The organism is Pseudomonas sp. PSE14, from assembly GCF_029203285.1.
In the GTDB taxonomy this organism is placed as follows: domain Bacteria; phylum Pseudomonadota; class Gammaproteobacteria; order Pseudomonadales; family Pseudomonadaceae; genus Pseudomonas.
In genome coordinates, this window is record NZ_CP115669.1 from 2,891,154 (window position 1) to 2,904,123 (window position 12,970).

A 12,970-nucleotide genomic window follows, 5' to 3' on the forward strand; every position below is an offset into this window, starting at 1 on the left:
CGTTACTGCCGTCAGTTGCGGGAGGTGCGCAATGAAGAAAATTCTCGGTGTCTATTCCAGCCCCAGGCCCCATTGGGTGGGTGACGGATTTCCGGTCCGCACGCTGTTTTCCTACGACAGCCTTGGCAAGCACATCAGCCCCTTCCTGCTGCTCGACTTCGCCGGCCCGCAGGACTTCCCGCCGACCACCGCGCGCCGGGGCGTAGGGCAGCATCCCCATCGCGGTTTCGAGACGGTCACCATCGTCTACAAGGGCGAACTGGAGCACCGCGACTCCACCGGAGCCGGTGGGCGTATCGGCCCTGGCGACGTGCAATGGATGACGGCGGCCGCGGGCATCCTCCACGAGGAGTTCCACTCCGAAGCCTTCGGCCGCAGCGGCGGCACCCTGGAAATGGTGCAGCTGTGGGTCAACCTGCCGGCGCGGGACAAGATGTCGGCGCCGCGTTACCAGACCCTGCTCGACAGCGCCATTCCCGTCATCGAACTGGCCAATGGCGCCGGCACGCTGCGCCTGATCGCAGGGCAGTTCGACGGCCGGCAGGGGCCCGCGCAGACCTTCACGCCGATCGATGTCTGGGACCTGCGGATCAAGCAGGGCATGCCGGTCAGCCTGCCCGTGGTGCCGGGACGCACTGCGGCCCTGGTGGTCCTGCACGGCACGCTGCTGGTGAACGGCAGCGAAGTCGTGCGCGAGGCGCAGACGGTGTTGTTCGAACGGGCAGGGGAGGAGGTGGTGCTGGAGGCGAACGGCGAGGCGCATGTGTTGCTGCTGGCCGGTGAGCCCATTGACGAGCCGATCGTCGGCTACGGCCCCTTCGTGATGAACAGTGAAAGCGAGATAGGTCAGGCGATTCAGGACTTCGAGAGTGGTCGGTTCGGCCAGCTGAACGACTGACGGTCACGGTGTCGATCAGGTGCGTATCTAACCTGATAAATCCCCCGCACTGGAATGTGGGGCCTGCGGTTCAGCCGCCGGGGCCTGGACGGCCTTGATCCTGCGCAAGTGGAGAGGACCATGAGCAATTTTGCACAAGTCGCCAACTTCAACGGCCAGATTCCCAAGATCGATCCCAATAACGCCGCGATGCTGTTGATTGACCATCAGAGTGGTCTGTTCCAGACGGTCAAGGACATGCCGATGACCACGCTGCGGGCCAATGCCATCACCCTGGCGAAGATCGCCACGCTCGCCAAGATCCCGGTCATTACCACCGCCTCCGTGCCGCAAGGCCCCAACGGCCCGCTGATCCCGGAAATCCACGAGGCCGCGCCGCATGCCCAGTACGTGGCGCGCAAGGGTGAGATCAACGCCTGGGACAACGCGGACTTCGTCGCCGCGGTGGAAAAAACCGGCCGCAAGCAACTGATCATCGCCGGCACCATCACCAGCGTGTGCATGGCCTTCCCCAGCATCAGCGCGGTCAACGCCGGTTACCAGGTCTTTGCGGTCATCGATGCGTCCGGCACCTATTCGAAGATGGCCCAGGAAATCACCCTGGCCCGCGTGGTCCAGGCCGGCGTGGTGCCAATGGATACCGCCGCGGTGTGTTCCGAAGTTCAGCAGACCTGGAACCGCGCGGATGCCGCCCAATGGGCAGAGGCGTATAGCGCCGTGTTCCCACACTACCAATTGCTGATCGAGAGCTACACCAAGGCACAGCAGGTCGTGGCCAATCACGAAGTGCTGGACTCGCAACGCTGAATCCCCCTTGCCCAGCGAACCACGCTGGGCATTCAACCTGAGAACGAGGAAACGCCATGAGCAAGCCCTACGTCCGTCTCGACAAGACCCAGGCCGCCGTATTGCTGGTCGATCACCAGACCGGTCTGCTTTCGCTGGTTCGGGATATCGAGCCGGACAAGTTCAAGAACAACGTCCTGGCCCTGGCTGACCTGGCCAAGTACTTCAAGCTGCCGACCATCCTCACCACCAGTTTCGAAAACGGCCCCAACGGCCCGCTGGTGCCGGAGCTCAAGGAAATGTTCCCGGATGCTCCCTACATCGCCCGTCCGGGCAACATCAACGCCTGGGACAACGAAGACTTCGTCAAGGCGGTCAAGGCCACCGGCAAGAAGCAGCTGATCATTGCCGGCGTGGTGACCGAAGTGTGTGTGGCCTTCCCGGCACTCTCGGCGCTGGCCGAAGACTTCGATGTGTTTGTCGTGGCGGACGCTTCCGGCACCTTCAATGAAGTCACCCGCGATGCCGCCTGGCGCCGCATGGAAGCCGCCGGCGCCCAGCTGATGACCTGGTTCGGCGTGGCCTGCGAGCTGCACCGAGACTGGCGCAACGACATCGAGGGTCTGGCCGCGCTGTTCTCCGCGCACATTCCGGACTACCGCAACCTGATCACCAGCTACAGCCTGCTGACCGCAGCGAAGTGATCCAACCGCGAGGAGCCATGCCTGAGTGCATGGCTCCTCGCCCGGCCTGACAGGCCCTATCGAATTGGGAATTTCTCCATGGCAGAACCGACAGTCCGTGCGTCCTTTGCAGGCGCGGCATTCCAGGTGAAATTGAGTGCCGGCGAGCATGAGTGGCTCGGCGATGTTCCCGCCGGGTTGGGCGGTGGCGACACCGGCCCTTCGCCTCACCAGCTCCTGCTGTCCGCCCTGGGCGCCTGCACGTCCATCACGGTGGCCATGTATGCGCAGCGCAAGGGCCTGCCGCTGGAGTCCATCGATGTGGATTTGAAGGTGCTGCAGGAGCGGCCAGGGCACACGGAGATCGGGCGCGACATTCGCCTGGCCGGTGCGCTGACTGAGGAGCAGCGCACGCGCTTGCTGGAGATTGCCAATGCCTGCCCGATTCACAAGGTGCTGAGTGGTGAAATTGTCATCACCAGCCAGTTGGTCGAGTGAGGTCAGTGCAGCCGACAGTCCTGGTCGTGAGTATCCCGGTGGCTGGGGAGATCTGATGATGAGTACACACGAAACCCAATGCGAGCTGTCATCTTCCGCCGATTGCCCGATGAATAACGGCGTTCGGGCGATTCAGCGGGTCGTTTCGCGCACTGCCGAGGTCGGCGGTGGCATTCCCGTCAGTCGGCTGCTGCCTTCCCGGCAGCGACGCATGGTCGGGGCCTGGTGCTTCCTGGACCATGCCGGGCCGGCTGTCTTCACCTCCGGAAGTGGGCTGCGGGTCGGGCCGCATCCGCATATCGGCCTGCAGACCTTCACCTGGATGATCGCCGGTGAAGTGCTCCATCGCGACAGCTTGGGCAATGTCCAGGTGATCCGCCCGGCTCAGGTGAACCTTATGACCGCGGGTCATGGCATTACCCATACCGAAGAATCTCTGCCGGGCGAGGCGCAGCTGCATGCGGTGCAGTTGTGGATCGCCCTGCCGGCCGCCGAGCGTGACCGGCCGCCGATGTTCGACCACTACGCGCAATTGCCCCAATGGCAGGCGGACGGCTTCGAGCTGACGCTGCTGGCCGGGAGTTTCGGGCAATACACCGCGCCCACCCGTACCTTCTCGCCGCTGGTGGGGCTCGACCTGGCCGCGAAGAATTCGGCAGGGACCCGGCTGGCCCTGGAACAGCGTCACGAATATGGTGTCCTGCCGCTGACCGGCGAGTGGAGTATCAATGGCGAGGTCTTTGCCGCCAACGAGTTCGCCTATCTCGGTCGCGGCCTGACGTCGCTTGATCTTGAGGCATCGGCCGGCGCCCGTGCCGTGCTGCTCGGTGGCGAACCCTTTGCCGAGGAGATCTTCCTCTGGTGGAACTTCGTCGGGCACAGTAAGGCGGAGATCGCCCAGGCCCAGCGCGAATGGGAGGAGGGTAGTGCCCGATTCGGCGAGGTGGCGGAGTTCGACGGGCCTCGCCTGGTTGCTCCTCCGCTTCCCTGGCGTGCCTGAGGATGGCGGCCATGAAGACCCCGCTTGTCGAGCGAGGCGTGCTGTTGTGCCCATTGGGGATCGGCCTGCTGCTGGCGTTACCCGCCCAGGCCGACAACTCCCTGGGACAGAAGGACAACATCTTCACCGGCGTCAACGACCGGCAGGCCGTCGAGCTGACCATCCCGCCGGGGCTGGTGGAAGGTTCGCGGCTGGATGGCCTGGTGAGGAATTACTATTTGCAGCGCGACAACCATTCCGACCTGGTCACCAGCAATCCCACCGAGTGGGCGCAAGGCTTCCTGCTCTCCTTCAGGTCCGGCTTCACCGACACGCCGATTGGCGTCGGGGTCGATGCCCACGGCTTCCTGGGGCTCAAGCTGGACGGCGGTGGCGGCAGCGGCGGTGCCGGCCTGCTGCCCCTGGACTCATCCCGCAAGCCCGAGGACGAGTTCTCCAGCGCGGGAGCCGCGCTCAAACTCAGGTACCTCGACACCCTGGTGAAGGCCGGCGATCAACTGGTTGAAAACCCGCTGGTGGCCAGCGGAACGAGCCGCCTGTTTCCCCAGGCCTATCGTGGCGTCACGCTGAAGAACCATGGCCTGCAGGACCTCTGGCTGGACGCGGGTTTCGTGGAGTCCACGCGTTTGCGCAATCAGAGCGGCCACAGCCACCTGGTCACCGCCTACGGCGCGCGGAACAAGGCCGGCGTGCTGGCGGATCGCGAAAGCCCCCACGTGGGGTGGGCGGGCGCCATTTACAGCGGCCCCTGGGGCGTGCAGCTCTCGACCTATGCCGGGCAGCTCACGGATATCTGGAATCAGTACTACCTGGGCATCTCCGATGCCATCCCGGTCACTGACAAGCTGGTGCTCAAGCCTTACCTGCACTACTTCAAGACGCGAGACGAGGGCAGCAGCCAGTTGGGGACGATCGACAACGACACCTACAGCGCCGGGCTCGCTGCGACCGCCTATGGGCAGACCGTGACCCTTGGGCTGCAGAAGGTCGATGGCCGGACGCCCTTCGACTACCTGACGCAGAATGACCGGATCTTCCTTTACCTGAGCAACTCCCAGCAGTTCGCCGACTTCAACGGCCCGGGAGAAAAATCCTGGCGGGTGCAGTACGAAACGCCCTTGGCTTTCCTGGGCGCGCCGACGCTGCAATTCATCGCGGCCTATACGCGGGGTGAGGCGGACCTGACCCGCGTCGATCCCAACAGCACCGGCTATGGCTACATCTACAACCCGGACGGCAAGAACGCCAAGCACTGGGAACGCGACCTGGCCTTCAAGTACCAAGTGCCTTCCGGAGCGGCGAAGGACCTGTCGCTGACCGTGCGCTGGGCCGCCCATCGCGAAGGTGACGGCTATACCGCGCCGGGCAACACCCGAGGCAACTCCAGCGCCGATGAGTACCGCCTGATCGTCGATTACCCGGTCAGCCTGTTCTGAGATGGCGTATCGGCTGTTTTTCCCGTCTTGCGATCCCGAAGCTCCGGTAGCCGAAGCGCACTGGGCCCTCGCACTGAATGCCTGATCAGTTTCCGCAGGCCGATTGGCAATCCCTGGGCAGCGTTTGCCCGGCGGACTCCTGTTGCCGCCGTCCCGAGGGCGGGGCGTCACCGTTCATGAGCAGGTTCGAAATGTTGTTGGCGAGTGTCCATGTTTGATCTGAACGACCTGTTCCTCTACGCCAAGGTGGTCGAGCACGGTGGCTTCGCACCCGCCGGGCGGATGCTGGGGCTGCCCAAGTCGCGCTTGAGCCGACGGGTTTCACGGCTGGAAGAGCGCCTGGGCGTACGCCTGATCCAGCGTTCGACCCGGCACTTCGCGGTCACTGAAATCGGCCAGGAGTATTACCAGCACTGCGTGGCGATGATGGAGCAGGCCCTCGCCGCCGAGGACACCATCGAACGCAGCCGGGCCGAGCCACGCGGCATGGTCCGGGTGGCCTGCACGACAGCGCTGCTGGATGCGCGAGTTGCCACTATGTTGGCGCGGTTCATGGCCGAATGCCCGGTAGTGGAATTGCTGGTGAAGAGTTTCAATCGCCGTGTCGATGTCATCAGCGAAGGCTTCGACCTGGTCCTGAGCGTCCGTCATCAGCCACTGGAAAGCAGCGAACTGATCATGCGCAAGCTGGCACAGTGCCAATACCGCCTGGTGGCGGCACCCAGCGTGCTTTCCAGCGCGGGCCCGGCGCTGGGGCCGGCGGATCTGGTCGAGCTGCCCAGTCTCTGCTGGGGGCCGAATGTCCAGGATTATGTCTGGGAACTGGACGGGCCGAACGGCGCCTCGGCGTCCATCCACCTGCGTCCACGCATCGTGTCCGACGACGTGTCCGTGCTGCGCGAAGGTGCGCTGGCGGGGGTAGGGGTGGTGCTGCTTCCGGAGGAGGTGGTGCGCGGGGACCTGGCCAGCGGCAGGCTGGTCAATGTACTGGACGACTGGGCGCCGAAAATGGGCGACGTGGTCGCGATCTTCCCCTCCCGGCGAGGCCTCATGCCCGCGGTGCGCAAGCTGATCGACTTTCTTGCCGAGGCATTTGAAGAGGAGCCGGTGGCTTCCTGAACAACCTGCTGGTTTCATTCAGGCTATTCAGGCGCCGTAGCCGCCTCTGCACGCAGAGCGGCTTGCTGAAGCTGCTCTTCCAGCGCGGCAATCCTGATGGCCTGTTCTCTTGCCTGTTGTTGTGACAGGCGAAGCTCATCGGTCAGTTCCTGGTTTCGCTCCTCGATCTCGATGCGCTGCCCGTCGAGCCGAGCCTTGTCCTGCCGGAGCACTTCGGAGGCCAGCGTTTCCCGCATGAGTTGCTGGTGCTTGGCGTCCTGCTCACTGCGCAACAACCGCGCCTCGGTAAGCAGCCGCTCGTTGTCGCGATTGAGCTGGGTCAGCTGGTCCTGGCGCACGATCATCGACTGCTGCAGTTGCCGGAGCTCGACACCGAGCTGCTGGACCTGCGCTTCGTGCTGTCGCTGTTCCTGCTCCCGCTGCTCCTTGGCTGCCTGGCGGAAGTGATCCAGCGCCAGACGGGCATGATTGTGTTTCTCCTCGAGCGAAAGAATCTGCGCATCCCGCTCCCGCAGGCGGGTCTCCAGGTCGCTGCCCAACTGGCGAAGCCGGGCGTTGGCCAGGTCAGCCTGGTGCTTCTGTTCCTGAGCGGCCTGGAGCTGGCTGCGAGCGTCCTGCAGCTGGGCCTCCATGGCTTGCACGGAGTCCTTCAACAGGTCGATCTGCGCCTGGGCGTTGCGCACCTGCTGCTGGTAGTCCAGGCGTTCGCGGGAGAGGGCAGCCCGGTCTTCCGCGACGGACTGCCGAGCCTCCTGCTGCAACTGGCCGGCCAGTTGCGTCACCAGTTCGGTCAGGTTGTCGCTGAGCGAACGAGGCTGCCCGCTACGAGGCGCAGTTTCCGCTTCGATTTCCTTCAGATAACGATGGATCGTGGACTTCGACCCCGTGTTGCCCAGCTCGACGCGCAAGGCATCGATGCTCGGATTTTCTCCGCGCGCCAGTATGGCTGAGCGTGCCCTCTGTACCAGAGCCTTGGTGATTCCGCCGCGCGCCATGGGGTCTCCGACGATTTCGTAATGTGGTACGTAATATGTAAATACATAGCATTTTATCAAGAATATTCAATATTTGTGCTGAGTAAACTGAGCCTGGATAATCGCGAATTATCACGTGTGATGGCCGAAGCGAGCGTCAATGGCGCCAAGGATCGGTACAGATAAAGGAGGAGGGCGGTGATGCCCCAGGGGTTGGAGCGGTATATAGAAGCGGCCACGCGCAGCAATACGCGGCGAAGCTACCAGGCCGCCATCGAGCACTTCGAAGTCAGTTGGGGAGGCTTCCTGCCGACGACCAGCGACACCATTGCCCGCTACCTGGCCGACCATGCCGGGGTGCTCAGCGCCAACACGCTCAAGGCCCGGCTGGCGGCGCTGGCACAATGGCATGTCAGCCAGGGCTTTCCCGATCCCACCAAAGCACCGATCGTGCGCAAGGTACTGAAGGGAATCCGCGTGCTACATCCAAGGCCGGAGAAGCAGGCTCAACCGTTGCAGCTGCAGGAACTGGAGCTGTGCGTTCAGTACCTGGAGCAATCCGCCTTGTCAGCTCACCAGGCGGGCGATGCGCCACGGCGCCGGCGCTGCCTGCGTGACCGGGCACTGATTCTCATGGGCTTCTGGCGGGCGTTCCGCAGCGAAGAGCTTTGCCGGTTGCAGATCGAACACATCGAGGTCACGCCAGGAAAAGGTATGACGATCTATCTGCCGTGGAGCAAGACCGATCGGGAAAACCTCGGCCAGACCTTTCATACGCCGGCATTGGCCCGTTTGTGCCCGGTACAGGCTTACCAGGACTGGATAGCCGAGCTTGGTGAACAGCAAGGGCCGGTTTTCCGAAGCATTGATCGCTGGGGACACGCGAGCGAAGGTCCGCTGCATCCAAACAGCGTCATTCCGATCCTGCGCGCAGCATTACGTGAATGCGGCATTCCTGCAGAACGTTACAGCAGTCATTCACTAAGGCGTGGTTTCGCGACCTGGGCAACTCGCAGCGGTTGGGATCAGAAGACGCTGATGAGTTACGTGGGCTGGCGAGATCCGAAATCGGCGCTGCGCTATGTTGATCCAGCAGGTTCGTTGCCAGGCCAGTTCGCAATAACCTGAGCCGAATGCAAATAGCGTCGGGCGTTGCGGGTGACATAACGGAAGTCGGCGGCGATTGAAGTGAATCGGGTACCAGGTTTAATCCGGGGCAAGCTCGGCAGTCGATAAGGCGGCCTGCAAGTTAAGGAACGAGATCCAGTGGAATGGGCCAGGTTCCTGGCGTGAAATCCATAGGGGGAAGCCTCGCATCGGCCAATCCTTAGATTCGCATAATGTATATTATGTTAAATTGCATATTGCGTAATCGGCGCGTGGACCGATCCAGGTAATGCACTCACCTTCGGTGATGATCGTGGCGTCCTCGATGATCGAGTGCGTCCGTCCTTCATGTTTGCTACGTGGACGGTGCTGCCAGAGGTGTTTCATTGCAGTCTTCCCGACGCAGTTAAACGCCGCCGGGTTTGCCAGCAGCTCCGTTATGTGGCGTGAGCGCTGTCGCGCAGCACAAAGCTCATACTCTCTCTTGACGCCCCAGCCACCCGGATGGAGATCAGTTCTCCGTCCGGGCCCCTCCAATCAGATCAGGCAACGCTGGAGTCCTGTTGCCCCACCAGATGCTTGCCCAGCGGAGTCTTGCCGAAACCATCTGCGGCCAAAGTCTGCTGTGCCGGCTCTTCCGGGCTCAGGTGCGTGCCCAGAGGCGTTCTGCTGAAGCCATCTTCTGCAAGTTGCGGTGCTCCACTCTTGCCAGCCATGGGCGCCAGCTGGAAGCAGACGTTGCCGTCCGCGCAACTTTTCTCGGCAGCGTTCACGTGTATGGCAACACCGGACAGGACGAAGGCGATGGCGGTCAGGCAGGTTTTCAGGTTGTTCATGGCATTGATCCTCGAGCATGGAAGGGAAATCAGGACAGGATCGAAGGCAGCCGGGAGCTGTGCTCCGTGGCGTACGCCGATCTCCTGATGGGGCCCATTGAATGCCGTCGAGGTATCTCTAGAGTGTCGAAAAGAAGTGCCGCCATGTGCTCAGGTGTCAGAGCAACCTAACGACACAATGGAATACAAAGCCTTGTCCCGGATGTACTCGCGCCATGCGCAACGGTCTCGGCTACGCTGCCTACTCCTGCATGTGGACGTAGATGGCTCGGGCTGTACGTCCCCTTTTCATTGGGGATTCAACCGGTGAACGCAACACCTTTCGCCCCGAACTGACCAGTCAATTCATGTGTACCGAAGGTTGGTGATATCGATGGAAACCAACAATTGTTCTTCGATCGCCTGGCCGCGCTCATCTCGTCGATAGGCGCGCCGTTTGCCAGGAATGCGCAGCCCATCGGCTTCTATATAATCGTGAACATACTGGGCAGCAGGCAGCGTTCCGCTGATGTCGACGGAATAGTCGTGCCGCCGCAACAGGAAGTCCTCGCCGAAATAGAAGTCCTGCGTCGAGGAGTGCGTAGCCACGTTCTCCGGGAAATACACCCTTAACCGACGCCAGTGTTGGCCACCCTCCTCCCATGGAGAAAGCTCTTCCACCTTGACACCTGGAAGGGTGAACAGGAATGGCATGGTGAGATAGGACCAGAGCGCATAGCCGTTGAAATACGCTCGATGAAGCGGGTCCCACGGCGTCGTTTCGCCGTGCCCGAGGAATGACTCCCGGGGGTTCCACCGTTCCGCCACTACGTCACCATTGGTGTTCTCGATGGCGATGCGATTGGGCGTGTAAGCCGTACGTTGATTCGGTGCCCCGAATGGCATGACCGAGGCTCGCTGCTCATGCAGCCAGACAGCCATCTCCCTCGCGGTGCTGTCCTGGGTCAGCCCCTTCATACCCCACAACGAGCCGCCAGTCACAATGCTGGCGCGTACTGTACTGAGCTCATTCCAGCGATCCAGCCCGCCGTGGGCGGATACCACGCGATCCAGCAGATCGCAGTTTTCATCGTTCATCGAGGCAGCCCTCTAGGATTTGGGTCGAACCAATCCGGCGTCACCTACGATGCTGTTCAGCAGAGTGTGACTCTCCAGGTTGGGTGGAACTGGAGAGCAGAATGCAGCGCCTTGGCAATATCTTAAATGACGTATAGGGGCGTGATTCAGGACATTTCAGGATCGAACATGCACCGTACGGCGATCTGCTGATGGACGAATTAGCGTATACGTGTGGTCGCCGGAGTTGAATGCTGCGGGCAATTCGTACGCCGGGATGGCGGCGCTTGAGCTGCTGAGTTCGCGGATCAGGTGGTCGGTGTTCTGATCAACGGACTTCCTTGCTCTGCTCTCGTCTCACTCAAAAAGATGTTGTGCATGCATCGCCACGGCTTTCGCTGAAATCAGCTCGTTGCGCTCACTGGTCCAGGCTCTCTGATAAAGTTCGCGGACAACATCCAGCCAGTGCGCGCTACCGTCCCCGTCGGTCCCCACAAAGATGGCCCCACCATGGGCACGATATTCATCACGGGTGGTCGATGCGACTCGAGCGAACTGCATCGCACGGGTTACCAGTGATCCGTGATCCACGGATGGACAGGTTCCGTTGATCGCAGCGGGAGCCTCGACGAACTGGGCGGAATGCACCGTCACACCGTCCCTGAACAGGAGGCACAGCATTTGATTGCCATGCCCGCCTGCGGATTTGGCGGGCTCCGGTATGAATCCCGAGACGGGAAAGACGCCGGTCGAGGCCATGATGATGGTTTCGGCCACGGCGTTGACACAAGCGCGCATGTTGCTCGCTCCTGCGTCTTTACAGGCCGTCACCGTCCACCGGGATAGCTGATAGATCGAGGGGTTGAGCATGTAGGTCTTAACGCGCACCCCAGTGTCGTAGTAATCGCAGCGTTGTACGGGAAAACCTTCCCAGCGAGGAAAGTCGATGACGGCAGCATCACAGCGACGAGGCTTGCCGCCTATCCTTGTGCTGAAGATCTTGCGCGCCTCCTCCAGCCCCACCCTATCCCCAGCGCTATTGGTGATAGCGGTTGAGGGGGGTATCGGTACGGTACTCGCTGACGCTGGATGAAGGTCGTTCGGTGGGGAGACTTCGTCCGCTGGTGCCGGATTCTCAACCGGGCTGGGCTGGTCAGGCTTCCGATCGTCGCGATTCCACTCACTGGCCACGGCAGGTGCGGTGAACAGGCTGACGCTGAGCAACAGCAGTAGCGCTTTCATCCCGACCTCCTTGCGGCAGCAAGCGCTCCATGCCGGAGCGTCGTCTGCAGCAATACCGCAACTCTAGTTTCATCCACATCGCGCTGTGGAATAACCGATCTGTGGTCGTACGAGTCGGCGGAGAGTCTCGTGCCCTACCCCTGCGTTTGGCGCCCTCCTCCTCAGCCTTCGAGATCACCGTGGCGAAAGCGTTTGCGCACTCTCGATCGCAAGGACGGCTCGAAATGCCGCCTCGGCCACGTCCTGGATCACCCCGCTGCGACCTCTTTCAGCAACGCGGCGGCCGCCAGCTTGCCCAGGGCGTTGCCCGCGAGTGGGCTGTCGCCGGTGAGCAGTTTCCGGTCCTGGTAGGTTGCACCCGAGATGTCCTTGTTGATGATCTCAAGGCCCAGCGCCTTCAGTTCTTCCCCGAATTTCCAGGTCAGATGGCCGGGCATGTAACCGATGTCTGGGGTCTTCGCGTCCAGATCATCGGGAAACGCGCAGATCTTGTAGCCGTTGTAGATGCAGGTGTCCCGGCTTTCACCGATGCCTGCTGCGAGCAGAGCTGCGGGGCCATGACAAAGAGAGATCACGAATTTGTCGTTGGCCGTAGCCCACTGAAGGACCTCTTTCACGTCTTCGCTCTTGGGCAGACCGATCAAGGCGCCGTGCCCGCCAGGAATGAACACACCGATATAGTCGGAGTCTTCGCCCAGCTTCTGCTCGATCACATCGGCCAGCTTGAGTGGAGTCTTGAACTGATCGCGATATTTGGCGTACTGCCCTTTCACCTCGGCATCTTCGGAGGGCATGGCCCAGTACTCGAATTTGACCGGGTTTCCGGACAGGGTGGCGATATCGAAGGCAAACCCGGCCTTGTCCAGGTGGTACATGGGCAACAAGGTCTCTACGGGGTGGTTTCCCGTCGAAAACAGGGTGCCGTTGTCCGTCAGCAAATAGCGCTCATCGGCCCCGATCATCAGGACCTTCCAACGCCCGCCGCGATAGGGATTCGGATAGTCGGCGTCACTGAGGTCGGATCTGGGGGACGTGAACTGGCTGAGCGAGTACGGCGAAGGGAAAAAAGCGTTGTCCTCGGCCAGGTCAGGGGTCGGGCGCTTGTCGTCAGTCGGTACGGTAGCCATGGTTTTCTCCGTCGATCGGGTCGATTACTGGAGCAATGCTAGGGAGGCGTAACACCGCCAGACAATGAGGGATTTCCCTCAACGGTCCATGCGGAGCACGCGAGCCTTACGTTGACCTGAGCTGCGCTGGGTGAGTCTAGTCGAGCAGACGTTGCGTCATCCGTCCCCTGACTGACGGGAACTTCAGCCCTGGGCCGCCCCGATACCA

The 12,970-nt window shown here is 61.8% G+C and carries 13 protein-coding genes and 1 pseudogene; 9 read left to right on the forward strand and 5 right to left on the reverse strand.

Going from position 1 to position 12,970, the window contains the following annotated elements; genetic code table 11:
- Positions 1-31 precede the first annotated feature (31 nt).
- The 7 genes from O6P39_RS13285 to O6P39_RS13315 all read left to right on the forward strand — a co-directional run bounded on the left by O6P39_RS13285 (position 32) and on the right by O6P39_RS13315 (position 6,420).
- Positions 32-898, forward strand: a complete 867-nt coding sequence (locus O6P39_RS13285; RefSeq protein ID WP_275611784.1) for a pirin family protein — start codon at positions 32-34, stop codon at positions 896-898.
- 120 nt (positions 899-1,018) lie between these two features.
- Positions 1,019-1,705 carry a hydrolase gene (locus tag O6P39_RS13290; protein WP_243808219.1) on the forward strand — a complete coding sequence of 229 codons (687 nt, stop codon included), beginning with the start codon at positions 1,019-1,021 and terminating at the stop codon, positions 1,703-1,705.
- A 56-nt stretch (positions 1,706-1,761) separates the two neighbouring features.
- Positions 1,762-2,388, forward strand: coding sequence for an isochorismate family cysteine hydrolase YcaC (ycaC, locus tag O6P39_RS13295; RefSeq protein ID WP_275611785.1), 627 nt, complete (start codon positions 1,762-1,764; stop codon positions 2,386-2,388).
- 78 nt (positions 2,389-2,466) lie between these two features.
- Positions 2,467-2,865 (forward strand): OsmC family protein, encoded by a 399-nt coding sequence (locus O6P39_RS13300; protein WP_275611786.1) that lies wholly within the window; start codon positions 2,467-2,469, stop codon positions 2,863-2,865.
- 58 nt (positions 2,866-2,923) lie between these two features.
- Positions 2,924-3,865 (forward strand): pirin family protein, encoded by a 942-nt coding sequence (locus O6P39_RS13305; protein WP_275611945.1) that lies wholly within the window; start codon positions 2,924-2,926, stop codon positions 3,863-3,865.
- An 11-nt stretch (positions 3,866-3,876) separates the two neighbouring features.
- Positions 3,877-5,301 carry an OprD family outer membrane porin gene (locus O6P39_RS13310; RefSeq protein ID WP_275611787.1) on the forward strand — a complete coding sequence of 475 codons (1,425 nt, stop codon included), beginning with the start codon at positions 3,877-3,879 and terminating at the stop codon, positions 5,299-5,301.
- Positions 5,302-5,511: 210 nt separating this feature from the next.
- Positions 5,512-6,420 (forward strand): LysR substrate-binding domain-containing protein, encoded by a 909-nt coding sequence (locus O6P39_RS13315; RefSeq protein WP_275611788.1) that lies wholly within the window; start codon positions 5,512-5,514, stop codon positions 6,418-6,420.
- A 23-nt stretch (positions 6,421-6,443) separates the two neighbouring features.
- Here O6P39_RS13315 and O6P39_RS13320 read toward each other — a convergent pair whose 3' ends face one another.
- A complete protein-coding gene (locus O6P39_RS13320; RefSeq protein WP_275611789.1) occupies positions 6,444-7,415 on the reverse strand; it encodes a DNA-binding protein in 972 nt (323 codons plus the stop codon).
- Between the two features lie 180 nt (positions 7,416-7,595).
- Between O6P39_RS13320 and O6P39_RS13325 the strand changes: the two genes are divergently transcribed.
- Complete coding sequence (locus O6P39_RS13325; RefSeq protein WP_275611790.1) at positions 7,596-8,522, forward strand: site-specific integrase; 927 nt, start codon at positions 7,596-7,598, stop codon at positions 8,520-8,522.
- Between the two features lie 521 nt (positions 8,523-9,043).
- Here the strand turns inward: O6P39_RS13325 and O6P39_RS13330 are convergent.
- Together O6P39_RS13330 and O6P39_RS13335 are read right to left on the reverse strand one after the other, a co-directional pair.
- On the reverse strand, positions 9,044-9,337 hold the full coding sequence (locus O6P39_RS13330) for a hypothetical protein (RefSeq protein ID WP_275611791.1): 294 nt from the start codon (positions 9,335-9,337) through the stop codon (positions 9,044-9,046).
- A 345-nt stretch (positions 9,338-9,682) separates the two neighbouring features.
- Complete coding sequence (locus tag O6P39_RS13335; protein ID WP_275611792.1) at positions 9,683-10,414, reverse strand: hypothetical protein; 732 nt, start codon at positions 10,412-10,414, stop codon at positions 9,683-9,685.
- A gap of 193 nt (positions 10,415-10,607) precedes the next feature.
- Between O6P39_RS13335 and O6P39_RS13340 the strand changes: the two are divergent.
- A pseudogene (locus O6P39_RS13340) lies at positions 10,608-10,721 on the forward strand (glutaminase); the annotation flags it as partial.
- A 29-nt stretch (positions 10,722-10,750) separates the two neighbouring features.
- On the opposite strand, the gene O6P39_RS13345 reads toward O6P39_RS13340, so the two are convergent.
- Together O6P39_RS13345 and hchA are read right to left on the reverse strand one after the other, a co-directional pair.
- The gene (locus tag O6P39_RS13345; protein ID WP_275611793.1) at positions 10,751-11,635 is read right to left on the reverse strand and encodes a hypothetical protein; all 885 of its coding nucleotides are present in this window, start codon (positions 11,633-11,635) and stop codon (positions 10,751-10,753) included.
- Between the two features lie 248 nt (positions 11,636-11,883).
- The gene (gene hchA, locus O6P39_RS13350) at positions 11,884-12,762 is read right to left on the reverse strand and encodes a glyoxalase III HchA (protein WP_275611794.1); all 879 of its coding nucleotides are present in this window, start codon (positions 12,760-12,762) and stop codon (positions 11,884-11,886) included.
- Between the last annotated feature and the right edge of the window lie 208 nt (positions 12,763-12,970).